This window comes from Pseudomonas sp. SMV71, from assembly GCF_052042015.1.
Classification (GTDB): Bacteria; Pseudomonadota; Gammaproteobacteria; order Pseudomonadales; family Pseudomonadaceae; genus Aquipseudomonas.
In genome coordinates this window covers 23,061-46,758 of sequence record NZ_JBKGGU010000027.1, presented here as the reverse complement: position 1 = coordinate 46,758, position 23,698 = coordinate 23,061, and the positions used below count along the sequence as shown (strand labels likewise).

General features: G+C 63.0%; 18 protein-coding genes. 5 read left to right on the top strand and 13 right to left on the bottom strand.

Annotated features, from left to right (window positions below; translation table 11 throughout):
• Nucleotides 1-3 precede the first annotated feature (3 nt).
• Nucleotides 4-3,117 (bottom strand): multidrug efflux RND transporter permease subunit, encoded by a 3,114-nt coding sequence (locus tag ACLEJQ_RS23095; protein WP_440798799.1) that lies wholly within the window; start codon nucleotides 3,115-3,117, stop codon nucleotides 4-6.
• Entirely contained in the window at nucleotides 3,114-4,274 is a 1,161-nt protein-coding gene (locus ACLEJQ_RS23090; protein ID WP_440798797.1) for an efflux RND transporter periplasmic adaptor subunit, read from the bottom strand. The genes ACLEJQ_RS23095 and ACLEJQ_RS23090 overlap by 4 nt, the downstream gene beginning before the upstream one ends.
• A 302-nt stretch (nucleotides 4,275-4,576) precedes the next feature.
• On the opposite strand from ACLEJQ_RS23090, the gene ACLEJQ_RS23085 reads away from it, so the two are divergent.
• Nucleotides 4,577-4,819, top strand: a complete 243-nt coding sequence (locus tag ACLEJQ_RS23085; RefSeq protein WP_440798796.1) for a hypothetical protein — start codon at nucleotides 4,577-4,579, stop codon at nucleotides 4,817-4,819.
• A 24-nt stretch (nucleotides 4,820-4,843) separates the two neighbouring features.
• On the opposite strand, the gene ACLEJQ_RS23080 is transcribed toward ACLEJQ_RS23085, so the two are convergent.
• Nucleotides 4,844-5,812, bottom strand: coding sequence for a LysR family transcriptional regulator (locus tag ACLEJQ_RS23080; RefSeq protein ID WP_440798794.1), 969 nt, complete (start codon nucleotides 5,810-5,812; stop codon nucleotides 4,844-4,846).
• 339 nt (nucleotides 5,813-6,151) lie between these two features.
• On the opposite strand from ACLEJQ_RS23080, the gene ACLEJQ_RS23075 reads away from it, so the two are divergent.
• Genes ACLEJQ_RS23075 through ACLEJQ_RS23060 form a run of 4 tightly spaced genes read left to right on the top strand, consistent with a single transcriptional unit; the run spans nucleotide 6,152 to nucleotide 10,982 of the window.
• On the top strand, nucleotides 6,152-7,741 hold the full coding sequence (locus ACLEJQ_RS23075; protein WP_440798792.1) for an efflux transporter outer membrane subunit: 1,590 nt from the start codon (nucleotides 6,152-6,154) through the stop codon (nucleotides 7,739-7,741).
• Nucleotides 7,742-7,746: 5 nt separating this feature from the next.
• Nucleotides 7,747-9,918 carry an FUSC family protein gene (locus ACLEJQ_RS23070; protein WP_440798790.1) on the top strand — a complete coding sequence of 724 codons (2,172 nt, stop codon included), beginning with the start codon at nucleotides 7,747-7,749 and terminating at the stop codon, nucleotides 9,916-9,918.
• A complete protein-coding gene (locus ACLEJQ_RS23065; RefSeq protein ID WP_440798788.1) occupies nucleotides 9,908-10,108 on the top strand; it encodes a DUF1656 domain-containing protein in 201 nt (66 codons plus the stop codon). The genes ACLEJQ_RS23070 and ACLEJQ_RS23065 overlap by 11 nt, the downstream gene beginning before the upstream one ends.
• A 10-nt stretch (nucleotides 10,109-10,118) precedes the next feature.
• Entirely contained in the window at nucleotides 10,119-10,982 is an 864-nt protein-coding gene (locus ACLEJQ_RS23060) for an efflux RND transporter periplasmic adaptor subunit (RefSeq protein ID WP_440798786.1), read from the top strand.
• 216 nt (nucleotides 10,983-11,198) lie between these two features.
• On the opposite strand, the gene ACLEJQ_RS23055 is transcribed toward ACLEJQ_RS23060, so the two are convergent.
• The 10 genes from ACLEJQ_RS23055 to ACLEJQ_RS23010 form a co-directional block, all read right to left on the bottom strand.
• A complete protein-coding gene (locus ACLEJQ_RS23055) occupies nucleotides 11,199-12,023 on the bottom strand; it encodes an SDR family oxidoreductase (protein WP_440798784.1) in 825 nt (274 codons plus the stop codon).
• A 36-nt stretch (nucleotides 12,024-12,059) separates the two neighbouring features.
• Nucleotides 12,060-12,524 (bottom strand): multidrug transporter, encoded by a 465-nt coding sequence (locus ACLEJQ_RS23050; protein WP_440798782.1) that lies wholly within the window; start codon nucleotides 12,522-12,524, stop codon nucleotides 12,060-12,062.
• A 160-nt stretch (nucleotides 12,525-12,684) separates the two neighbouring features.
• Nucleotides 12,685-14,136, bottom strand: a complete 1,452-nt coding sequence (locus ACLEJQ_RS23045; RefSeq protein ID WP_440798780.1) for a mannose-1-phosphate guanylyltransferase/mannose-6-phosphate isomerase — start codon at nucleotides 14,134-14,136, stop codon at nucleotides 12,685-12,687.
• A gap of 215 nt (nucleotides 14,137-14,351) precedes the next feature.
• Nucleotides 14,352-15,017 carry an alginate O-acetyltransferase AlgF gene (locus ACLEJQ_RS23040; RefSeq protein ID WP_440798778.1) on the bottom strand — a complete coding sequence of 222 codons (666 nt, stop codon included), beginning with the start codon at nucleotides 15,015-15,017 and terminating at the stop codon, nucleotides 14,352-14,354.
• 14 nt (nucleotides 15,018-15,031) lie between these two features.
• On the bottom strand, nucleotides 15,032-16,207 hold the full coding sequence (locus ACLEJQ_RS23035; RefSeq protein WP_440798776.1) for an alginate O-acetyltransferase: 1,176 nt from the start codon (nucleotides 16,205-16,207) through the stop codon (nucleotides 15,032-15,034).
• 11 nt (nucleotides 16,208-16,218) lie between these two features.
• Nucleotides 16,219-17,784, bottom strand: coding sequence for an MBOAT family O-acyltransferase (locus ACLEJQ_RS23030; protein ID WP_440798774.1), 1,566 nt, complete (start codon nucleotides 17,782-17,784; stop codon nucleotides 16,219-16,221).
• A gap of 205 nt (nucleotides 17,785-17,989) precedes the next feature.
• A complete protein-coding gene (locus ACLEJQ_RS23025) occupies nucleotides 17,990-19,123 on the bottom strand; it encodes a mannuronate-specific alginate lyase (protein WP_440798772.1) in 1,134 nt (377 codons plus the stop codon).
• 11 nt (nucleotides 19,124-19,134) lie between these two features.
• Entirely contained in the window at nucleotides 19,135-20,583 is a 1,449-nt protein-coding gene (locus tag ACLEJQ_RS23020; protein ID WP_440798770.1) for an alginate O-acetyltransferase, read from the bottom strand.
• Between the two features lie 11 nt (nucleotides 20,584-20,594).
• On the bottom strand, nucleotides 20,595-22,184 hold the full coding sequence (algG, locus tag ACLEJQ_RS23015; RefSeq protein ID WP_440798768.1) for a mannuronan 5-epimerase AlgG: 1,590 nt from the start codon (nucleotides 22,182-22,184) through the stop codon (nucleotides 20,595-20,597).
• 26 nt (nucleotides 22,185-22,210) lie between these two features.
• Nucleotides 22,211-23,695 (bottom strand): alginate export family protein, encoded by a 1,485-nt coding sequence (locus tag ACLEJQ_RS23010; protein WP_440798838.1) that lies wholly within the window; start codon nucleotides 23,693-23,695, stop codon nucleotides 22,211-22,213.
• Nucleotides 23,696-23,698 lie beyond the last annotated feature (3 nt).

The following is a 23,698-nucleotide window of genomic DNA, read 5'->3' as shown; positions in this document are numbered from 1 at the left end:
GCCTCAGTCTGTGGTCGTCAGCGCCGTGGCTGGCGCGGGCTCAGGTGGAAGGGGGCGCCGATGGAACAGCCGCTCGAGCCCTAAGTATATGACCGGTGTGGTGAACAGCGTCAGCGCCTGGCTCACCAGCAGGCCGCCTACCACCGCGATGCCCAACGGCTGGCGCAGCTCCGCGCCGGGGCCATAGCCGAGCATCAGCGGCAGGGCGCCGAGCAGGGCCGCCAGGGTGGTCATCATGATCGGCCGGAACCGTGTCAGGCAGGCCTGGAAAATTGCCTCTTGCGGCGCCAGCCCACGGTTGCGCTGGGCATCGAGGGCGAAGTCGATCATCAGGATGCCGTTCTTCTTGACGATGCCGATCAACAGCACCAGCCCGATCAGCGCCATGATCGAAAAATCCTGGCCCAGCAGCCAGAGCATGATCAGCGCGCCGAGGCCGGCCGAGGGCAGGGTGGAGATGATCGTCAACGGATGCACGAAACTCTCGTAGAGCACGCCGAGGATGATGTACACCGCCACCAGTGCGGCGAGGATCAGCCACGGCTGGCTGGCGAGGGAGCTCTGGAAGGCCTGGGCCGCGCCCTGGAAGTTACCGGTGATGGCGGCCGGCATGCCGATCTCGTTCTTGGCCTGGTCGAGCATGCGCACCGCGTCGCCCAGCGCCACGCCCGGCGCCAGGTTGAACGAGAGGTTGGCGGCCGGGAACATGCCGTCGTGGGCGATGGACAGCGGGCCGTTGCTCGGTGCATCGAAGCGGGCCAGGGCCGAGAGCGGCACCATTTCCCCGCTCAGGGGCGAACGCAGGTAGAAGTACGCCAGGCTTTCGGCCCTGCCGCGCTGGTGGGTATCGAGCTCCAGGATCACGTTGTACTGGTTGGTCTCGGTCTGGAATTCATTGATCTGGCGCTGGCCGAAGGCGTCGTACAGGGCCTGGTCGACATCCGTGGCGCTCAGGCCGAAGCGCGCCGCCGCGCTGCGGTCGATGTTGATGTGGGTGACACTGCCGCCCAGTTGCAAATCATTGGAGATGTCGCGGAACGCCGGATTGCCGCGCAGATGGTCGGTGAGTTTTTGCGCCCAGGCGTTGAGGCTCGGCCCGTCGTTGCTCTTGAGCACATACTGGTACTGGGCGCGGCTCGGGCCTGAGCTGAGGTTGATGTCCTGCCCGGCCCGCAGGTAGAGCACCACGCCGGGGATAGTCAGCAGTTTCGGGCGTATCCGGTCGATGAAGCCGCTGGCCGACACGTCACGCTGGTCCCGGGGCTTGAGGGCGATCCAGAAGCGGCCGTTGGCGATGGTCTGATTGCTGCCCGAGACGCCGACGGAGTGCGAGAACGTCTGCACGGCCGGGTCGGCGGCGACGATTTCGGCCAAGGCCTTATGCTTGGCGACCATGTCCGGGAAGGACACATCGGCGGCGGCTTCGCTGGTGCCCAGTACCAGACCAGTGTCCTGCACCGGGAAGAAGCCCTTGGGAATGAACACGTAGCCGACCACCGCCAGGGCCAGGGTCAGGCCGAACACGCCGAGCATCAGCCTTTGATGGGCCAGGGCCCGGCGCAGGCCATGTTCGTACCAGCCCACCAGGCGCTCGCCGAGCCCCGGTCGGGCGTGGGCGTGATGCACCGGGGCACGCATGAACAGCGCGGCCAGTGTCGGCGCCAGGGTGAGCGAGACCACCACCGAAATCAGGATGGTCGAGGTGGCCGTCAGGGCAAACTCCTTGAACAGCCGCCCGACCACGCCGCCCATGAACAACAACGGAATGAACGCGGCGATCAGCGAAAAGCTGATGGACACCACGGTGAAGCCGATTTCGCCGGCGCCCTTGATCGCCGCCTCGCGCATGCCGTCGCCGGCCTCCAGGTGCCGGTGGATGTTCTCTACCACCACAATCGCATCGTCCACCACGAACCCCACCGAGATGACGATCGCCACCAGGGTCAGGTTGTTGAGGCTGAACCCCATCACGTACATCAGGGCGAAACTGGCCGTCAGCGAAACCCCCAGCACCGCCGAGACGATCAAGGTGGCCGAGAGCTGGCGCAGGAACAACGCCATCACCGCCACCACCAGCAATACCGCGATCAACAGGGTCAGTTCCACTTCGTGCAACGAGGCACGGATGGTCTGGGTGCGGTCGATCAGCACCTTGACCTGCACCGCGGCAGGCAACATGGCTTGCAGGGCGGGCAACGCAGCCTGGACGCGGTCGACCGTCTCGACGATGTTCGCCCCCGGTTGCCGGAAAATCACCAGGTTGACTCCCGGCTCGTCGTCGGCCCAGGCCTGGACGTAGGCGTTTTCCGAGCCGTTGACTACCTTGGCGATGTCCCGAAGGTGAACCGGCGCGCCATTCCTGTAGGAGACGATCAGCTCACCGTATTCCTCGGGCTGGAACAGCTGGTCGTTGGTGGACAGGGTGGAAATGCTCGAGTCGCCATACAGCGCGCCTTTGGCCAGGTTGAGGCTGGCCTGTTGCAGCGCCACGCGGATGTCCGCCAGGGTCAGGCCGATGGCCGCGAGCCGGTCGGCCGAAGCCTGGACCCGGATCGCCGGGCGTTGTTGGCCGGTGATGTTGACTTGTCCTACGCCATCGATCTGGCTGATCTGACGCGAGAGCAGGGTCTCGACGTAGTCGCTCAGTTCGGTGCCGGGCATCAGGGTGGAGCTGATGCTGAGGATCAGCACGGGGCTGTCGGCGGGGTTGACCTTGCGCCAGGTCGGCAGGTTCGGCATATCGTTGGGCAGTTTGCCGGCGGCGGTGTTGATGGCCGCCTGGACTTCCTGGGCGGCGGTATCGATGCTTTTGTCGAGGCTGAATTGCAGGATCAGGTTGGTCGAGCCCAGGGCGCTGCTGGAGGTCATCTGGGTAATGCCGGGGATCGCGCTGAATTGCACCTCCAACGGGGTTGCCACCGAGGAGGCCATGGTTTCCGGGCTGGCGCCGGGCAGTTGGGCGTTGACCTGAATGGTCGGGAATTCCGCCTCCGGCAGCGGCGCGACCGGGAGCTTGGGAAACGCGATAAAGCCCAACAGCACCAAGGCAAAGGTCAGCAGGACTGTGGCGATGGGGTGGTCGATGCACCAGGCCGAGATCGAGCCGCGGCCTTTCATGGCTGCGGCTCCGAGGTCTTGGCCAGGGCCGCAGGGTCGCTCAGGACCTGGACGCTGGAGCCCGGCTTGAGCCGCGACTGGCCGTCGCTCACCAACTGGTCGCCGGCGTTCACGCCTTGGATGATCTGCATGTCACTGTCCTGGTACACCGTCTTCACCGGCACGCTTTCGACCTTGTCGCCCTTGACCCGGTACACGAAGTGTTGCTCCAGCCCGCGCTGGACGACAGTCGGTGGAACTACCAGGGCGCCCTTGTCGACGGCGGTCTGGATCTTCAGGGTCACCAGTTGTCCCGGCCACAAGCGTTGCGCGGCGTTGTCGAACTCGGCCTTGGCCCGCAGGGTGCCGGTGCTGGCGTTGATCTGGTTGTCGATGAGGCTCAGGCGTCCCTCGCCAAGCAGTTCCCCCGAGGTAGTGCCTTCGGCGCCGATGTAGGCCTTGACCAGGGCCTGGTCGGGGGCCGCGATCAGTCGTTGCAGGGTGGGCAGCATTTGCTGGGGCAGGGAGAACTCAACGGCGATCGGGTCGATCTGGGTCACGGTAAACAGACCGTCGGCATCGCTGGTGCGCAGGAAATTGCCTGGGTCGACGTTGCGGATTCCGACGCGGCCGGACACCGGCGAACGGATCTGGGTGTAAGACAGTTGCACCTGGGCCGCATCGATGGCCGCCTGGTTGCCCTGGGCGGTCGCCTTGAGTTGGTTCACCAGCGCCTGTTGCTGGTCGTAGGTCTGCTTCGATACGCCGTCATCGACGCTCAACAATTTGTAGCGCTTGAGATTGACCTGGGCCACCACCAGCTGTGCCTGGCTCTCGCCGAGCTGGGCGCGGGCCTGGTCGAGGCTGGCGCGGATCGAGCGGTCGTCGATGGTCGCCAGCAGATCACCTTTGCTGACCCGTTGCCCTTCCTTGACCAGCACCCGGGTGAGAATGCCGTCGATCTGCGGACGGATCACCACGCTGTGCAGCGACAGCACCGTGCCGATGCCACTGGCGAAGCGCGGCACATCCTTTTGCTCCACGCTGACGACTCGTACCGGAACGGCGGCGGGGGCTGCGGTTTTGTGGGCGACGGGTCTTGTGACAAACCAGAGGAGCAGCGCCGCAAGGGCGATCAGGAGCGCAACGAGCAGGACGGTTTTCTTCTGGGTGTGCATGTATGTGGAGCGCCGGTTCGGGACGATAGGATTGTGATTGTTCTTATATAGCGTTGCGAGGCGGTCAGGAAGGTGACGCCTAACTGTCAGGCTTGTCAGTTTTGTCCTGGCGTTCTGTCGGACGGTGGTGGCGCTGAGCCAATCTGGCCGATGCATTGCGATGGCGGGCGGGTATACTGCCGCCTTTCGCGGCCCGCACGGCATTGATTTTGGGCTGCTGCGCCCGAGACGTCGGACCGTCCCAGCGGGAGCAGGCTCCCTCGCCACGGATTGATGTCCCCACCTTAAGTGAAACTATTTACATGACTTCCCAGACACCGTCGGCTACCGACGAACAGGCCGAATTGCCCGCCAGCGATGTTTCCAGCGTCGTAGTTGAAAAAGCCTCGATCCCGGCCTTCAAATTCCCGTTCAAGCCCGGCGAGCTGGCCGCGGCCAAAGGTGCTGCGCAACAGCCGTGGTACAAGAACGGCGCGAAGAATGGTCACACCAAGACTCCGGGCGCTGCGCCTCCCGGCACGCGCCGCTCGATGGGCAAGCGCTGAGTTTGTCGGCGTACACCCGCGGCTTCAGCTCGCGACCCGTGCGCCGGCCAGGCTTCCGCTCAACTCATAGGCCGTCAGCTCGGCCTGGTGCGCCGCGAGAATTTCCGGTAATGAGCCGCGCAGGTATTCGACCCAGGTCTTGATCTTCGCGTCCAGGTATTGGCGCGAAGGGTAGATCGCATAGAGGTTCAGTTCCTGGGAGCGGTAGTTCGGCATGACCCGCACCAGCGTGCCGTTGCGCAGCCCCTCGATGGCCGCGTACACCGGCAATACCCCCACGCCCATACCGCTGGTGATCGCGGTTTTCATGGCATCGGCGGAATTCACCAGGAACGGTGAGCTGTTGATGGTCACCATCTCCTGGCCCTCGGGGCCGTCAAACACCCATTTCTCCAGTGGAATGACCGGACTGACCAGGCGCAGACACGCGTGGTTGAGCAGGTCGCTGGGCTTTTGTGGGCAGCCGCTGGCTTTCACGTAGGCCGGCGACGCGCAGACGATGCTGTAGGTGATGCCCAGGCGCTGGGAGACGAAGCCTGAATCCGGCAGCTCGCTGGCGAGCACGATGGACACGTCGTAGCCCTCGTCGAGGATGTCCGGCACGCGGTTGGCCAGGGTCAGGTCGAAGCTCACGTCCGGATGGGTCTTGCGATACCGGGCAATGGCGTCGATCACGAAATGCTGGCCGATACCGGTCATGGTATGGACTTTCAACTGGCCGGCGGGGCGCGCATGGGCATCGCTGGCCTCGGCTTCGGCTTCCTCGACGTACGCCAGGATCTGCTCGCAACGCAGCAGATAGCGTTTACCGGCTTCGGTCAGCGCGATGCGGCGGGTGGTGCGGTTGAGCAACCGGGTTTGCAGATGGGCTTCCAGGTTGGAAACCGCACGCGAGACGTTGGCTGTGGTGGTGTCCAGTTGCACGGCAGCGGCGGTGAAGCTGCCGGCTTCGGCAACACAGCTGAACGCGCGCATGTTTTGCAAAGTGTCCATGGGGGGCTCTCTTGGGAGGTGGCAAATTGTGACATGAAGTTACGGCGATACCGACCCCGACTTATGGATTATCGCGTTAACGGTAACAAAGATTCGCAGAAAGGTCGGCTTATCGCCGGTGGGTGGCGTACCTAGAATTGCCGCCACTGTTGGAGCGCCTTGCACCGAGGTCCAGCCCGGGCCTCGTGTGGGAGCGAGCTTGCTCGCGATAGCGGAGTATCAGCTTGCCAAGATGTTGAATGTGACGCCGCCATCGCGAGCAGGCTCGCTCCCACAGGGTTGTGTTAACAGGCAGCACACTCATCGCCTCCCCATGCCCACCTCAGGAATTTTTCGCCAGTGCCGCGTTGCATCAGCAGAGAGCTGAAGACTCTCAGTGTTTGGGTTTTGACGTCAGCCATCAGCGGTTGCATCGGGACAGGAGGGATTGCGCCGCAAGGCGAGGCGTTGCCGGCCAATCAACTGGCGACCGACGCCGCCATCCGCGAGGCCGCGCACGACGCCCACTGGCCCACCCGACAGTGGTGGACGGCCTACGGCGACCCGCAATTGGATCGATGGATCGAGACGGCGCTGCAAGACAGCCCGAGCCTCGCCATGGCGGCGGCCCGGGTGCGTCAGGCCAAGGCCCTGGCCGGTGTGGCCGAGGCGGCCGAGTCGCTGCAGGTCAACGCTGATGCGACCCTCAAGCGCCACAACTGGCCCACCGATCAGTTCTATGGCCCCGGCGAGTTGGCCAACACCACCACCTGGGACAATAACGCGGGTCTGGGCCTGAGTTATGCACTGGACCTGTGGGGCCGCGAACGCAACGCCAGCGAGCGGGCGGTGGACCTGGCGCACATGAGCGTCGCCGAAGGACGCCAGGCGCAACTGGAGTTGCAGAACAATATCGTGCAGGCCTACGTCCGGTTTTCGTTGCACTACGCCCAACGCGATATCGTCGCCGCGACGCTCCATCAGCAAGAGCAGATTCTGGAGTTGGCGCAAAGGCGCCTGGACGGCGGCATCGGCACGCATTTCGAGGTCAGCCAGGCCCAGGCGCCGCTGCCCGAGACCCATCGTCAACTCGACGCGCTGGATGAAGCCATCGCCTTGAGCCGCAATCAACTGGCGGCGCTGGCAGGCAAGGGGCCGGGTGAGGGGGCAGGGCTCAAACGGCCAACCCTGGTTCTTGGCGCCCCGTTGAAACTGCCTTCGGCATTGCCCGCAGAACTGCTCGGCCAGCGTCCGGATGTGGTTGCCGGGCGCTGGCAAGTCGCGGCCCAGGCCCGTGGCATCCATGTGGCTCGCGCCGGTTTCTATCCCAACGTCGATCTGATGGGCAGCATCGGCTACATGGCGACCGGCGGCGGGGCGCTGGAGTTTCTGACCGGCAAGAAGCTCACCTACAGCGTCGGGCCGGCCATTTCGTTGCCGATCTTCGACGGCGGGCGCCTGCGTTCGCAGTTGGGCGAGGCAGCGGCCGGTTACGACGTCGCGGTCGCGCATTACAACCAGACCCTGGTCAATGCGCTCAAGAGCATTTCCGATCAGCTGATCCGCCGCCAATCCATGGATAAGCAACAGGCCTTCGCCGCTGAATCGGTGGCCGCCGCCCAGCGTACCTACGACATTGCCATGATTGCCTTCCAGCGGGGGTTGACCGATTACCTCAACGTGCTCAATGCCCAGAGTCTGTTGTTCAAGCAGCAGCAGGTGCAACAACAGGTAGAGGCCGCACGGCTGAGTGTGCATGCCGAGTTGGTGACGGCACTGGGTGGTGGGCTCGATGCCGGCAATGACACCGCACCCGAACCCACTCGGTCGAGCCAGGCACTGTGGCGAGGGAGCTTGCTCCCGCTGGACTGCGCAGCAGTCCCCTCCGGTGTCCCTACAAGTGGGTGCTGCGCACCCAAGCGGGAGCAAGCTCCCTCGCCACGATGCTGAGTCTCATGCGCTGGCTGTACCGCCTCGAATGGCGCCGTGGCTTTTACGATTGGGCCCGCAGCGACGGGGTGACCTGGGTGTACATCTTCAAGGTCCTGTTCGCCGCGTTCCTGACGTTGTGGCTGGCGATGCGCCTGGAGCTGCCGCAACCGCGCACCGCCATGATCACCGTGTTCATCGTGATGCAGCCCCAGAGCGGCCAGGTGTTCGCCAAGAGTTTCTATCGCTTTCTCGGCACCCTGGCCGGCTCGGCGGTGATGGTGGCGTTGATTGCGCTGTTTGCCCAGAACACCGAGCTGTTCCTCGGTTGCCTGACGATCTGGGTCGGCATCTGTACGGCGGGGGCGGCGCGTTATCGCAACTTCCGGGCCTACGGTTTCGTGCTGGCCGGCTACACCGCGGCGATGATCGGTCTGCCGGCCCTGGCGCATCCGGAAGGGGCGTTCATGGCGGCGGTCTGGCGAGTACTGGAAATCTCCCTGGGGATCGTCTGTTCGACCCTGGTCAGTGCCGCGATCCTGCCGCAGACCGCCAGCGCCGCGATGCGCAACGCCTTGTACCAGCGCTTCGGGGTGTTTGCCCTGTTCGTCACCGACGGGCTGCGCGGACGTAGCCGGCGCGAGGCGTTCGAGGCCGGCAACGTACGCTTCATTGCCGAGACTGTCGGGCTGGAAAGCCTGCGCAGCGTGACCGTGTTCGAGGACCCGCACATGCGTCGGCGCAACGGTCGGCTCAGTCGCTTGAACAGCGAGTTCATGGGCGTCACCACGCGCTTTAACGCCTTGCACCAGTTGCTTGAGCGTCTGCGCAGCAGCGCGGCGGATCATGTCGTTGATGCCATCAAACCCGGTTTGTATACGCTGGCCGAATTGCTCGACGGCTTCAGCGGCCGGGCCCTGACCGATGCCGATGCGGCACGCCTGGCGTCGGCGCTGGCGCAGTACAAAGCCGAGCTGCCGGCCCAGGTGCGGCGGCTGCGGGTGTCGTTCCAGGAAACGCAGCCCAGCGACGCGCAACAGCTGGATTTCCACACCGCCTATGAGCTGCTTTATCGCTTTGTCGACGACCTGCACGGCTACGCGCTGACCCACGCTTCCCTGGCCGAGCACCACCACGAACGAGAGCGTTGGGACGAGCCATTCGTGCCGCAGACCAATTGGCTGGCGGCGGCTGCTTCAGGCTTTCGTGCGGCTTTCATTCTCTTGGTATTGGGCAGCTATTGGGTCGCCACCGCTTGGCCGAGCGGCGCGACTATGACCATGATCGCCGCCGCCACGGTAGGCCTGTCAGCCGCCACGCCGAACCCCAAGCGCATGGCGTTCCAGATGGCGTGCGGCACCTTGTTCGGCGCGCTGGTCGGTTTCGTCGAGATGTTTTTCATCTTCCCGCTGATCGACGGCTTCCCCTTGCTCTGCGTGATGCTGGCGCCGGTGATCATGTTCGGCTCGTTCCTCAGTTCGCGACCGCAGTACGCCGGGGTCGGGCTGGGGTTGCTGATTTTTTTCTGCACCGGCTCGGTGCCGGACAACCTGACGGTCTACAACCCCTACGCCTTCATCAACGATTACCTCGCGATGATCCTCGGCATGTTGGTTTGCGCCGCCGCCGGGGCAATCATCCTGCCGCCCAACAGTCGCTGGTTGTGGCGCCGGCTCGAGCAGGACCTGCGCGAACAGGTGGTGTTTGCCATCAGCTGCAAGCTCAAGGGCCTGGCGTCGGGGTTCGAAAGTCGTACCCGGGACCTGCTGCATCAGGCCTATGGGCTGGCGGCGGGGCAGCCCCAGGTGCAGCGAGATCTGCTGCGCTGGATGTTCGTGGTGTTGGAGGTCGGTCACGCGATCATTGAGTTGCGCAAAGAACAGGCCATCCTGCCCGTGCATCCGGCGTATGCCGAAAGCCAGCCGTGGCGCCAGGCGATCCGCGTGATGGGACGCTCGCTGGTGCGCCTGTTCCGCCAGCCAGGCCCGAGCAATCTGCAGCGCGCCCTGGTGGCGGTGGACCATGCCATCAGCCGGGTGCAGGCCACAGACGAACCCTTCGCACCGCACTTCGACACCTCGGCCCTGCGTCGGGTGAAAAGCTACCTGCACTTTATCCGCACCTCGTTGCTCGACCCGCAATCACCGTTGGCGATCTACGCCACACCGCTGCGCCAGGAACCTGAACATGCCCCGTGAGATCGCCTTCCATGGCGTGTACATGCCGACCATGACCCTGATGTTTTTTATCGCCGCGGGCCTCGCCTGGGCGTTGGATCGCTTTTTGTCGGGACTGGACCTGTACCGCTATTTCTGGCACCCGGCGCTGCTGCGCCTGAGTCTGTTTACCTGCCTGTTCGGCGCGCTGGCGCTGACGGTCTACTGTTGAGATCGATGCGATGAAAAAGTTTTTCAGCCTGCTTGCGACGCTGCTGGTGCTGGCCCTGGCGCTGTGGATTGGCCGCGCGCTGTGGGAACACTACATGAACACCCCATGGACCCGCGATGGCCGGGTGCGCGCCGACATCATCAATGTCGCGGCGGATGTCAGCGGTGAGGTAGTGGACGTGCCGGTGCGCGACAACCAGTTGGTGAAAAAGGGCGACCTGCTGATGCGCATCGACCCCGAGCATTACCGCATCGCGGTGCAACAGGCTCGCTCACTGGTGGCGTCGCGCAAGGCCACCTGGGAAATGCGCAAGGTCAATGCCCATCGCCGCGCCGACCTGGACAGCCTGGTGATCTCCCGGGAAAGTCGCGACGACGCCAGCAATATCGCCGACTCGGCGCTGGCCGACTATCAGCACGCCCAGGCGCAGCTGGAGGCGGCCGAACTGAACCTGTCGCGCACCGAAGTCCGCGCGGCAGTCGATGGTTATGTCACCAACCTCAATGTGCATCGCGGCGACTATGCGCGCATCGGCGAGGCGAAGATGGCCGTGGTGGATATGAACTCGTTCTGGGTCTACGGCTTCTTCGAAGAAACCAAGCTACCCAAGGTGCGCGTCGGCGATTCGGCGCAGTTGCAGCTGATGAGCGGCGAAGTGCTCAAGGGCCATGTGGAAAGCATCTCCCGCGGCATCTACGACCGCGACAACCCGCAGAGCCGTGAGTTGATCGCCGACGTTAACCCGACCTTCAACTGGGTCCGCCTGGCCCAGCGCGTACCGGTGCGTATCCATCTGGATGAAGTGCCGCAGGGTGTGCTGCTGGCGGCGGGGATGACGTGTACGGTGGTGGTGGAAAACCAGGCTGGGCGCTGACTTAGGGATAACCATACGCTTCACCGCCAATCCCCTGGGGGAGCGAGCCTGCTCGCGATAGCGGTGGGGCAGTTGGCATTGATGTTGAAGGTGCCGCCGTCATCGCGAGCAGGCTCGCTCCCACAGGGATCTGCGGTGGGCTTGGAGTCACCGATCGTCTGTGGCGAGGGAGCTTGCTCCCGCTGGGTGGCGGAGCCGCCCCAACAGTGCCCGGGGTTAAAGCGAGCCCCCCAGCCCAAACCGTTTCATCAGTCCCTTCTCCAGCAACCCTTTGGGCAGCCAGCCGGCCATCAGCGGCAGTGACCGGCTGCCGTTGCCCAGGCGCAGCAAGCGCGGAGGCTTGGGTTGTCGGACGGCCTTGAGCAGCCCGGCGGCGAATTCGCTGGCCGGGGTGGGGTTGTCCTGGGACGCCTTGGCCCGGGCACGGATGCCGTCGCGCAACGGCCACCAGGGCGACTGCTCGCTGATCAACTGTTCGGCTTCATGACCGGCGTTCTTGGCAAAGCTGGAAGCAATGGCGCCGGGCTGGACCTCCATCACCCGGATCCCGAACGGCGCCAGCTCCATGCGCAGCGCATCGCTCAAGGCGTGCACCGCCGCTTTCGAGGCGCAATACGCTCCGGCAAACGGCGTGACCAGCACCCCGGACACGCTGCCGATATTCACCACCAGGCCCTTGGCCCGACGCAGCACCGGGAACAGCGCCCGAGTCACCCCGACGATGGCGAACACGTTGGTTTCGAACTGGCGCTGCATGGCCGGCACGCCACCGTCCAGCAGCGGGCCCATGGCGCCGTAGCCAGCATTGTTGATCAGCACGTCCAGACCGCCGTGCTGCTGGTTGATCCGCTCGCTCAACTGCTCCAGCGCCGCACCATCATTCACGTCCAACTGAACGGCCGTAAACCCGGCAGCGTCCAGCGCCGCCACATCCTCAGCTTTACGCGCACTGGCCCAGACCTGGTACCCGGCGGCCTTGAAGGCGTCGGCCAGGGCGCGGCCGATGCCGCTGGAACATCCGGTGATCAACGCGACAGGCATGGTGCATTCCTTGTGCAAGAGAGTGGAGAAGTGGAGTCAGTTGGAGAAACTACCGTGCAATCGCTCGGCGCGAAACTCCAGGCTCTGCGCACGATAGCCCGGACGCAGTGGCGGCAGGGGCAGGCAGTCCTGCCAGCTGGCGCCCGGTTGCAGTTCGCCGGGACCACGGTAGCGCGGTGCATCGTAAGGGTTGTCAGCCAGATTGATGGTGTCCCCCGGGGCGTAGGCCGCGATCCGCCAGCGTAACTCAGTCAGCGGCACGTCGTTGCCGTTGTTCAGGGTCAACGACAGGGGACGGTCGGCGGGGCAGTGTTGGGGAGCGTAGGTCACCCGCAGTTCCAGGCGATCGAGCTGCCGGTTCTCGCGGTTTTCCTGCCAGAGCACCCAGCCGGCCACCAGGCCCAGCCCGACGAATGCCGCCAGGGACACTGGCAACGCCTTGGCCGGGTAGCGCAACAAGAGGATGAGCCAGGTGATGACCAGCAGGACGCCGATAAGCATGGTAGAAGCCTCCAGGACCGAAGGCACATCCTACCGAAGGAGGCGGGCAGTGTTGAAGCACTGATGTTCGCTGGCGCAAGTCGTAAAAAAAGCCCCCACCCAACCCGCTGCGGATAGGGGGCGCAGTGGGCTGGATGGGGGCTTCTTGTTCTGCTGATCGTTACTGTGCGATGGTTTTCACCGACACGCCGCGTTCGATCGGGGTGGAGCGACCGTAGATGTCTTCGAAGCGCTCGATGTCGTCTTCGCCCAGGTAGCTGCCGGACTGCACTTCGATGATTTCCAGCGGGATCTTGCCCGGGTTGCGCAGGCGGTGGACCGACGCGATCGGGATGTAGGTCGACTGGTTCTCGGTGAGCAGGAACACGTTTTCGTCGCAGGTCACCTCGGCGGTGCCGCTGACCACGATCCAGTGCTCGGCGCGGTGGTGGTGCATCTGCAGCGACAGGCACGCGCCCGGCTTGACCGAGATGTGCTTGACCTGGAAGCGCCCGCCCATGTCCACCGAGTCATAGGAGCCCCATGGACGGTAGACCTCGCAGTGGTTCTGGGTCTCGTTGCGACCTTGGGCATTGAGCGTATTGACCATCTGCTTCACGCCTTGGACCTTGTCCTTGTGAGCGATCATCATCGCGTCCTTGGTCTCGACCACGACGATGTTTTCCAGGCCGATCACCGACACCAGCTTGCCGTTGCCGTGGATCATGCAGTTGCGGCTGTCCTGGACCACCACGTCGCCCTTGGTGACGTTGCCATTGGTGTCTTTCTCATTGACTTCCCAAAGCGATGCCCAGCAACCGACATCGCTCCAGCCGGCCGCCAGTGGGACCACGCAGGCGCGCTGGGTCTTTTCCATCACGGCGTAGTCGATGGAGTTGTCCGGGCAGCAGGCGAAGGTCGCTTCGTCGAGGGTTACGGTGTCGGCGGTCTGCTCGCTGCGCTCTAGCGTCAGCAGGCAGGTGTCGTAGATGTCCGGATCGTGCTTTTTCAGCTCTTCGAGGAAACGGCTGGCGCGGAACAGGAACATGCCGCTGTTCCAGAAGTAACCGCCGGCTTCGAGGAACTCGGTGGCGCGCTTGGCATCGGGTTTTTCGACGAAGTGCGAGACCCGGCTCACGCCCTCTGGCAGCAGCGCATCGTTGGTCGACTTGATGTAGCCATAACCGGTTTCCGGCTTGGTGGGCGGAACGCCGAACAGCACCATCTCGCCACGCTCGGCAGCCACAGTGGCCAGGGCCAATGCGCGTTGCAGGGCTTTCTGGTCTTCGATCACGTGGTCGGCCGGCAGCACCAGCATCAGCTCGTCGCGACCTTCATTGACCAGCATCATCGCGGTCAGGGCCACGGCCGGCGCAGTGTTACGCCCGAACGGTTCCATCAGGATGCGCTGGGCTTCCAGGTTACGGTTGCTCAGTTGCTCGTTGACGATGAACCGGTGGTCTTTGTTGCAGACCACGATCGGCGTATCCATGCCTTCGAACACCAGGCGTTCGAGGGTCTGCTGGAACAGGGTGTGTTCGCCGGTCAGGGCCAGGAACTGTTTAGGGAATTGCTTGCGCGAAAGCGGCCAAAGACGTGAGCCACTACCACCTGACAAGATCACCGGAATCATGTTTGTTACTCCTTTGAAGCGAAATGGTTGTTAGAGCTACTGCGTTCTGTCGTTTCACTCTCTTGTTTTTGTTCCGTACCCGACTGACATCCCAATTCAGGGTGGGAGCGGGCTTGCTCGCGAAAGTGGTGTTTCAGCCAACATCAATGTTGAATGTGAGACCGTATTCGCGAGCAAGCCCGCTCCCACAGGACAGCGTCAATCAGGTGAATTGATCAGCGGGTCGACACGGGGCGTTTCACCCACACTGGCGACAGGCTGCTGCCTGAACCGGTGACGTACAGCACGGCCGCTTCACCGCGCTCCAGGGCCACGGGCTTGAGGTCGCCGACTTTCTTGTCGCCTTCGAACAGCGCCAGGCTGACTTTCACCGGGTTGATCTCACGCTCGCCACGGCCCTTGGCCGCGACGTTCGGCACCACTTCGGTCTTGCCGTCGGCGGTCTTGAGGGTCAGAGCCTTGTCGGTGAGGTTCTGCACGCGGACCAGGGACTTCTGCTTGTTCTTGAAGGGCGGCTCTTCGATCAGCTGCGGCTGGCCGGTGGCGTTGTTGACCAGGGTGTAGTAGTGATCGGGGGCCAGTTTGACCGGAACGGTCTGGCTGCCGACCTTGGCGCTGTAGTCACCGCCAGGCATGAAGCTGAAGTCGCTGCTGGCCAGGGGGGCAACATCGTTGAGGCTGGTGCTGCCGACGGTGGCGCTGACTTCGGCGTTGCTGGCGTTGTAGATACGCACGAAGCTCGAACCTTTTGGCGCGACCGGACCGTACAGAGCCGAATCACCGGCAAAGGCGGACAGGGAAAGGGCGCTCATGCTGGCGACGAGGGCAACGGCCTTGAAGGAGCGAGCAGCGAGACGACGAGGAGTAGTGTTGAAAGTCATGGTGGACCTCTCTTTCAGTTTTGCGCCCGGTCGGGCGTCTCGGATTGAGTGTTGGCGGCAACGTTCTGTTGGCGCGCACCGGCTTGTTTGAGTTCTGCGACCCACTGCGGGTCGGCGTCGCCGATTTCGTTGTTCACGGGCAGATAGCGTTCAGGGAACTCCCAGATCAGCACCTGGGGCGGGCTGTTCTTGAAGGCGTCGCTCTTGAGGTAGCTGAGCATTGGCAGAATCGGGCCATGGCCGTCTTCGGCGTAGTTCACGACGTCGCTGTGCAGGGCTTGCTTGAGCGCGCCGACGAAGTTCCAGTTGGGATTGGCGCTGTAGCTGGTGCCGATCAGGGCCACGGGCACCTGGGCATCGGCGAACAGCGCATCGCCTTCGGCCGGCTGGTCGTCGGCTTCACGGGTGTTGCGCTTGACCAGCGGCTCCTGGGCCGGCATCAGGTTTTCGAACAGCGGGTCCAGCGGCAGGAACTGGCGCAGGTCGCCCTTGTGGGTGATTTTTTCCCCGGGCTCGGTGACGAAGCGTTGTGGTTCGCCTTCCAGCGGGGTGCGTTCGGCGATCGCCTTGGCAATGTTGTCTGCCGCGACCTGGGCGCCTTCCGGCGTCCAGTGGGTGTCGGTGCGCAGGAACACTTGCTGGCCGCTTTGCTTGGCCTGTTGCAGCGGGCCCAGCAGGTCCGGGGCGAGGATCTTGTCAGCCGCTACGCGAGTGTGGAAGTCCTGGTACAGGTTGGTGTGAATGCTCGATGGCTTCACTTCATCCAAGTGCTCCGGGTACAGCCGCGCCTTGGCCGGCACGATGGCCATGACCAGGGTGATGCCTTGTTCCTTGAGTTTCTGGCGCACGCCTTCGATCAGCGCGTAGTTGTCCTGCAGGTTCACCTCTTCATTGACGATCGGATTGAACTCTTCGTCGCTGAACAGCCACTGGTCGCGTCCCAGGACCACGCCTTTGCGGCCTTCGTTGAACAGCTTGTAGTCCAGCGCGGCCCAGATGTTGGTGCCCAGGCGCTTGATCGGGAACTGGTCGTCGTAGTGGGTTTCCACGGCCTTGGCCCAGCGACCGTTGAGCACGGTCGCGTCGGGGTTGGTACTGAAGCCGAAGAAACTGCGCATCGACCACAGGCCCAGTGCTGTCAGGATCAGCAGGAACAGTGCGATGTAAAAGATGCGTAATGAGCGGGTCATGTTCAGATCCCTCAGAACTGGAAGTAAAGGAACGGCGAGAAGCTTTGCGCCGAGAGTTTGAGAATCGAGGCGATGAACAGCAGCAACACCAGGGCACGCATCACGTAGCGCGACCAGTCCACGGTCCAGTAGGCCGGTTGCACTTGGGCTTCGACGCCCACGGTGTAGCCAGGTTCATGGATCGTCGACGGGTTGTCGCCCGGCACGGCCTTGATCATTCCCGGTTGGGCGGTCGCCGGGCCGTCGGCCTTGGTGCTCACTTCTGGCTTGGTCTTGACCGGTGGACGGTTGGTGTAGAAGTCCCGCAGGCCGAAGAAGGCGAGGGTGACGTAGGCCACCACCAGCGTGGCGATCTGCAGGCCGGTGAGGTTGGCGCGGGTCAGTTCCGACAGCGACCAGTCACCGAAGCTGAACATGGCGCCGTACATGCGACCGGCCACGTGCAGGTTTTCGGCCCGGAAGATCACCCAGCCCATCACCACCAGCAGGAAGGTCAGCGCCCAGCGGATCGGGTTGATGCTGCGTGGCGTGGTGTTGATACCGACGGCTTTTTCGATGGCCAGCCAGATCCCGTGCCACGCACCCCAGATCACGTAGGTGATGTTCGCGCCGTGCCACAGACCACCGAGCAGCATGGTCAGGAACAGGTTGCGGTAGGTCATCAACGTGCCTTTGCGGTTCCCGCCCAGGGTGATGTAGAGGTAGTCACGCAGCCAGGTGGACAGGCTGATGTGCCAGCGGCGCCAGAACTCGGTGATCGACTGGCTGATGTACGGCTGCTTGAAGTTCTCCATGAAGCGGAAACCCATCATCAGGCCCAGGCCGATGGCCATGTCGCTGTAGCCGGAGAAGTCGAAGTACAGCTGCGCGGTGTAGGCCAGGGCGCCAAGCCAGGCATCGCCGGTGGTCGGGTTCTGCAAGGCGAAGCAATGGTCGGCCACCACCGCCAGGGTGTCGGCAATGAACACCTTCTTGATGAAGCCCTGCATGAAGCGCGTGCAGCCTTCGGAGAATTTGTCCAGGGTGTGGGTGCGGTTGTTGAACTGGTCGGCCAGGTCACGGAAACGCAGCACGGGACCGGCGATCAGGTGCGGGAAAATCGCCACGAATGCCGCGAAGTCGATCAGGTTGCGGGTGGCCGGGGTGTCGCCGCGATAGACGTCGATGATGTAGCTGATGGACTCGAAGATGTAGAACGAGATCCCGATCGGCAACAGCACATGGGTCAGGATGAACGGGTTGAGACCGAAGCTGGTGATGATGGCGTTGAGGCTGTCCACGCCGAAGTTGGCGTACTTGAAATAGCCCAGGATGGCCAAGTCCACGCCCACGCCGAGCAGCAGCCAGCGCTGGGCCGGCTTGGTACGCACGCCGGCGGCACCGACTTTCAGGCCGATCCAGTAGTTCCACAGGGTCACGCCGGCGAACAGCGCCAGGAAGTCCACCCGCCACCAGGCATAGAACACATAGCTGGCGACCAGCAACAGCAGGTTGCGATAGCGTTGCCCGCTCAGGTAGTACAAGCCGAGAAAGATCGGCAGGAACAGGAACAGGAACACGTTGGATGAAAATACCATCCCGATCTCTCCATGTTGAATCAACAGTCAAGGGCCAGAGCCCCCCCAAACCCCCCCATGAAAACCGGGGGGCTTCATTACCTTCAAACCAAGCCACCTTGTGGGAGCGAGCCTGCTCGCGATGATGGAGTGCCAGTCGACATCAATGTTGAATGTCAGACCGCTATCGCGAGCAGGGCTCGCTCCCACAGGGTTACGAGTGTGTCTAAGAGCCTTTGCCTTTTTCGTTGGCCGGGTCATACACCTTGGTCAAATCCCCGCCCAAACGGAACGTCTTGAACGGCTGCATCTCATGCTTGCGCTCGAGGACATCCTCGGGGCAGGTGTAGAGGCTGCAGAACGGTTCGAGCCAGGCAAACTTGGAGTCGACCTTGAGGTCCTTCATGTCCTGTTCCTCGCCGTTCTTCTCTTCGAAGATGTCCGGATCTTTCACCCCGGCCAGGACGCGTTCACCCAGGCGCTTGAGGGCGCCGTCGTTTTCCTGGCGCAGGTCCACACCGTTGACCTGGGCGAAACTGGCGATCATCGCCAGCGGCGGCAGGGCGTAGTTGTGGTAGGACAACGCGCGTTGCTTGCGCTTGAGTTCGTTGGGCAGGAAGCCGTCGGCATCGACCTGGTTGACGCCGACCTTGTATTCCTTGACGGCCCAGTCGAACAGGTCACGCCGGTTGGTTGCCACGGAGGTGGCCATGACCGACCAGGCGGCCCAGTAGGAGTGGTTGTTGGTCTTGTCCAGCGGCAGGTTGTCCCAGTCGCTGACCACCTGGTCGGCCATGCGGCTGAACCAGTTTTCGATCAGTTGTGCCTGCTCCTGATGGTTCGCCAACGGGCGGGACTCGGAGAACTTCAGGCGCACATAGGCCGAAGCCATGCTGCCCAGGGCCCATTTGCGCATCGACTTGCCGGTGTGGTTGAAGTCCTTGGACATCAGCGCATCGGCCTGGGCCCAGGTGGTCAGCCAGTTCAGGGTGCATTCCAGTTGTTCAGGGCGACCGTCACGCATGAATTGCATCACTTGCTTGCTGACGCCACGCTCGATCCGGGTGATGTCGGCGGTGCTGTCGCGAAAGGCTTTCTCCGACTGCACGTTCAGGGTCGCCCGGGCCTTGTCGGAGCCCTCGTATTTGCTGCGAAACTGCAGCGAGCCGGTATAGGGCGTCGGTACGGCGTCGCAGCCCTCGCCGCGCTCGCCGGCCTTGACCTTCTCGATCGGTGCAAAGTAGCCCTGTGGCGGGCGCAGCGGAGCGGCGGCCTGGGTGGCCCCGGCGAACATCGCCAGGGTCAGCAGGGACGGCGCCAGCAGCTGTTTCAACGTTCGGGTGTGCGTGGTTCTGGTCATGAGACGAGACCTCATTGTCCGATCTGAGCCGTTTGTTCGGCTTGCACAGATGCGTTTCGTTTGCAGACTTTCGCTTCCACCTGCTGTGGCGCTGCACCGGCTTCAGGCCCCTGGACTTCGACAGCCAGCAGATTTTGCGAAGCCCAGTCCGCGTCGGTGCGCAACTGGAAGGCGAAACGCCCGTCGGTTTCGGAGGTATCCGGTTTTTCGATCTTGATATCCTCGTGGCGCCCATTCATGTACCAGAGGGTGGCTTGCAAGGTTTTCACCGACGTATCGGCGAAGCGGATGTCGACTTGGTGACTGCTGTTGCGCAGGTCCATGTTCTTGCTGTTGACCATCAATTCGTTCTTGCCCGGTTTGAGCGCGGTCTTGCTGCTCATCAGGGCCGGCTTGCCTTCGCAACCGTTGTTGTCCAGCAGGGCAAACATCTGGCGATAGATGGTTTCCTGGTCCAGGCGATACAGCGGCGAGAATTCCCAGATGAGAATCTTCGGCGGGTTCTTCTGGAACTCCTCGCTGCCCAGGTACTGGATCATCGCGCCCTCGAAGCCGCCGCCCGGGAAGGCCACGTTGAGGATGTCGGCGCCGATGGCTTCTTGCAGGAAGCCGGCGAAGTTGTAGTTCTTGCCGCTGTGACTGGTGCCCACGAGGGTGATCTGCGGGTTGCCGGAATCGCCGAACAGGTCGCCGTCGCCGGCCTCGCCCTTGGGCTCGGTGGTGAACTGGTCCATGTACTGGATGGCGTAGCTGGTGCCGCACAGCTGCCCGGCCATGTTATGCAGGGTGCCGGTCTTGCCCATGCGTCCTGATTTCTTGGTCTCGAACTCGCGCTTGGGAATGTCGGCGAAGGCCGGGAGCTGCTTGACCTTCTCGGCGACGATCTTGGCTGTGCGCTGGGCACCGTAGGGCGTCCAGTGCTGGTCGCCACGGAAGTAGAAATCGTGGGCCGGCAGGGTCTCGGGCAGGTTCTCGTTGGTCAGCGGCGAGAGGTCAGGTACCACGTAGCCCATCTGGGCGAAGCGACCGAGCATGGTCTTGTAGTTGCCCAGGGCCTTTTCGTAGTCGAAGCTGGCCTTCTCCTGCGGGTTGAGCTTGTTGCGGTTCACCAGGCCACGGGTCGGCTGGTAGACGAGCACCAGCTCGACGCCTTTCTTCTTGAATGCATCATGCAACTGTTGCAGGCGCTGGTAGCCGGCCGGGGTGGTGTTGAATTCGGTCCGCAGGTCTTCCTGGGTCCGGAACAGCCAGTCGCCCTGGGCCTGTACCAGCGTGGTGAAGTTCTGCTGGTAACGGGTGGTGTAGTTCTTTGGATCGTGGGCTTCCGGGCACAGGTTGCAGCACGGTTCGGCGGTGAAGGTCGGCGCCTTGATTTCGTCGGCGCGTGCGCCGCTTGCAGCCGCGAGAATGCCGGCAGTCAGGGCGGACAGGCCCAGGAGTTTGATCATCTGTGGGTTCATAAAGGTCATCCTCAGTCCCGCAATTCGGTCTGGCGTTCGACAGGGTCGATCAGCACGGCTTTCTGCTGGCGCACCAGCAAATCGAGAATTTCATCCTGGCGTTCGCCCAGGATTCCCGTGAAGCTGATGCCGCTGGATTTGGTCGGCGCGAGCATGGACACGCGGTACAGCTCGACGCTCAACGGCGAGTCGATGGACAACGGGCCACTGCCGTTGCCGGCCAGTTCGCCTCCAACCACGATCAGCGACACTTGGGCGTCGAACGGGTCGAGCTTGATGTCCCGGTCGGTGTTGGACAGGTCCTTGATGTGGCCATAGAGGCCGGTCAGGCCGTTGGCCATGGACAGGTTTTCGTACAGGCGGATGTTCACGCTGTTACGAATCCGGATGCCGTGGCGCTGGTTGCTGATCACCTTGTTGCCCCACAACAGGTTGTCGGCACTCTCGTAGAGGGTGATGCCGTCGGTGTGGTTCTTGTAGATCTCGTTGTAGGCGATCAGGTTGTTCACACTGTTACGGTCGATCACCACGCCCGAGAGCTTGTTGTCGTAGCTGCGGTTGTTGATGATGAAACTGTCGTTGACCTCACGGGAAATGATGATCCCGTGCTTCTTCTTGGTCCCGTAGACGGTGTTGTCGGCAATGATCAGCCGATGGGAACGGTCGTGGGGGTCGATGCCGTAGACGATGTTGTCTTTGTAGGTGTTGCCCTTGACCACGAAGTCGCGGGTCTCGTAGCAGTAGAAGCCGTACCACATGTCCGAGAACTCGGAACCGATGATCCAGCCGGTCGGTTCCGGACGCTTGAGGACCTTGGCCATGTTCGGCGTGTACTGGGAAATACTCACCCCGTACGACTTACTGTTGGAGTAGCCGAAACTCGCCATCTTGGTGTTGACGATGTAGGTCTCGGTGCCGCCCCAGGACAGCAGGAACGGACGGAATTCCTTGGGCGAACGGAAGGTGGCAGGGCCATTATCCTTTTCGCGCCAGCCGGTGACCTTGGTGTCGCGGATGAACATCGTGCCGTCGTTGACCAGGAATGAGCCGCCCTCCTGGGACAGGCGCAGTTCTTGGGTCTGTTTGTCGATTTCCAGGATGCCCTTCTGGCCGACCACGATCGGAATCCTCGCCAGGTAGACACCCGGCGAGGTTTCGATCACGTACTTGGGCACCTTCTTGGCCAGGTCCTTGAGGTTCATGTAGCCATCGTCGAGGAAGATGGCCTGTGGGATACCGTGCTGGCGCACCACCCACTCGGCCATCTTGTTGTCCCCGCCGATGAAGTCCTTCAAGGCGTTTTCCTGCATCATCCGGCGCACGCTGATCTTGCCGACCTTGGTCCGCACGATCTTGGCTGCCACCGCTTCGGCGGTGTAGCCCCTGAGGTCGGGCAAGGTCGGCGTGGCCAGTTCCAGCGGGGCGGTCGGCGCGCTGCTGACGGTGTAGGTCTTGGCCCTTTGCAGTTCCTTGACCACGCTGCCCGGCTTGACCGCCGGTTCAACGTTGGCGAACGCCGGCGAGCCGGCCAGCAGCATGGCTGCGACCAACAGGCTGATCGAACCTTTCATCGCCTGGCTGTTCCTGAGGTAGCGGTTCATTTCGGGCACTCCCATGGTCATTCGCATCAGAAGCGCCAGATCACGTCGACGAAGGCGCGGTGCATGTACGAATCGACCTCTTTGCCGTAGGCGTCGCCTGGCTTGAACACGCCACCACGAAAGCGCACCAGCGCCGATGGCTCATCGATGGACTGGCTCAAAGCGGCCGGCAACAGGCCTTGCTTGAAGTATTTGGTGACGACCAGGTCGACTTCCTGGCCCAGGTCCTTGTCGCCGTCACGCAGCGGCAGGGTCGAGGTGGACAGGATCGCGCCGGTCACGTCGTCGGTGTTGTTTTCCACAGCGTTGATCCCGTTGCTGCCCACCGGCTTGTTGCCGTCCACGCGCCAGAACTTGTGGTACACCAGGCTGGCGTCGTATTCGTCGCGCAACTGCCAGGAACCGAACAGGCTGGCGCTTTGGGTGTTAGCCATTTCGCCACGGAACGCTTCGCCGAAACGGTGGACGCGTGAGCGGGTACCGGTGAAGTTCGAGCGGTTGCTTTGCAGGCCGTTCTGTTGGTACTCGTCGCTGGCGCGGGCATAGGCCGCACCGACTTGCCACTGTGGATCGAGACGCAGGCGGATACCCAGGTCAGTGGCCCAGCCATTGAGGTCTTCGCTGCGCTTGGCTTGCGCCGGCCGCGTGCCGTCGGCATTGAGTGGGTTGACGGTGTCGCGGTCGCCGCTCATGCCGGTGAGGCTGGCCCAGTAATTGACGGTGTTGGTGTTGCGCCAGTTGTAGGCGTCGCTGTTGGCTTCCAGGCCCAGCCAGGAAATGTCGCCGTTCTGGGTCTTGTCCAGGGTGTCGGTGGGTTCGCCCGGAACCGGGTAGTCGAGGCTGCCGTTGTCGTGGGTGTGGTGGGCGCGGATACCGGCCCATTGGCCTGGCATCCACTGGTACGCCACGTCACCGTAGACGTGCAGGCGATCCTTGTCCTTGGGAGACAGTTCCTTGAGGTCGGTGCGGTATTCGCTGAAACGTTCGGCAACACCGACGTTGGCACGCAGCAGCGTGGTGTCGAAGGTCCAGTTCAAGGCTTCGATATTGGTGTCGCGCCATTGGCCGTCGTCGTTGCGCAGGCGCTGGCGACCGAACTTCAACTGCTCGCCCGGATACGGGGTCAGTCCGCTGTAGCCAATCCAGAATTCGCGCATCGCCAGGTAGCTCTTCTTGGCTTCGCGGTCGCCGCTGTCGGTCTGCTCGGTCGCGCCATCGGACTGTTGCAGGGTGTCGGTCTCGATGATATCGGTGGAGGTCACGGCCTGGGCCATGGCATAGGCGCTCCAGTTACCGCTTTCGCCGTAGACCCAGGGACGCAGGTCCAAGCCGATACCGTTGACGTCGCCACCGCTCTGGGTGCCGAGGTCGCGGTCGTCTTCGGATTGGCCGGTGATCTTCACTTCCAGGCCGAAGTTCTTGGTTTCAGTCAGCGCCGCCAGGGTCGGGCAGGACCACAGCAGGGCGCAGGTCAGGCCAATGCCGGCCTGCACAAAAGGATTGAGCTTCAATGG

Bases quoted from the DNA above. Each gene is read 5' to 3' on its own strand.
- ACLEJQ_RS23050 (WP_440798782.1), bottom strand. From the start codon at position 12,524: ATGCTTATCGGCGTCCTGCTGGTCATCACCTGGCTCATCCTCTTGTTG.
- ACLEJQ_RS23025 (WP_440798772.1), bottom strand. From the start codon at position 19,123: ATGACCAGAACCACGCACACCCGAACGTTGAAACAGCTGCTGGCGCCG.
- ACLEJQ_RS23040 (WP_440798778.1), bottom strand. From the start codon at position 15,017: ATGACTTTCAACACTACTCCTCGTCGTCTCGCTGCTCGCTCCTTCAAG.
- ACLEJQ_RS23090 (WP_440798797.1), bottom strand. From the start codon at position 4,274: ATGCACACCCAGAAGAAAACCGTCCTGCTCGTTGCGCTCCTGATCGCC.
- ACLEJQ_RS23065 (WP_440798788.1), top strand. From the start codon at position 9,908: ATGCCCCGTGAGATCGCCTTCCATGGCGTGTACATGCCGACCATGACC.
- ACLEJQ_RS23085 (WP_440798796.1), top strand. From the start codon at position 4,577: ATGACTTCCCAGACACCGTCGGCTACCGACGAACAGGCCGAATTGCCC.
- ACLEJQ_RS23045 (WP_440798780.1), bottom strand. From the start codon at position 14,136: ATGATTCCGGTGATCTTGTCAGGTGGTAGTGGCTCACGTCTTTGGCCG.
- ACLEJQ_RS23055 (WP_440798784.1), bottom strand. From the start codon at position 12,023: ATGCCTGTCGCGTTGATCACCGGATGTTCCAGCGGCATCGGCCGCGCC.
- ACLEJQ_RS23020 (WP_440798770.1), bottom strand. From the start codon at position 20,583: ATGAACCCACAGATGATCAAACTCCTGGGCCTGTCCGCCCTGACTGCC.
- algG (WP_440798768.1), bottom strand. From the start codon at position 22,184: ATGAACCGCTACCTCAGGAACAGCCAGGCGATGAAAGGTTCGATCAGC.
- ACLEJQ_RS23060 (WP_440798786.1), top strand. From the start codon at position 10,119: ATGAAAAAGTTTTTCAGCCTGCTTGCGACGCTGCTGGTGCTGGCCCTG.
- ACLEJQ_RS23080 (WP_440798794.1), bottom strand. From the start codon at position 5,812: ATGGACACTTTGCAAAACATGCGCGCGTTCAGCTGTGTTGCCGAAGCC.
- ACLEJQ_RS23070 (WP_440798790.1), top strand. From the start codon at position 7,747: ATGCGCTGGCTGTACCGCCTCGAATGGCGCCGTGGCTTTTACGATTGG.
- ACLEJQ_RS23035 (WP_440798776.1), bottom strand. From the start codon at position 16,207: ATGACCCGCTCATTACGCATCTTTTACATCGCACTGTTCCTGCTGATC.
- ACLEJQ_RS23095 (WP_440798799.1), bottom strand. From the start codon at position 3,117: ATGAAAGGCCGCGGCTCGATCTCGGCCTGGTGCATCGACCACCCCATC.
- ACLEJQ_RS23030 (WP_440798774.1), bottom strand. From the start codon at position 17,784: ATGGTATTTTCATCCAACGTGTTCCTGTTCCTGTTCCTGCCGATCTTT.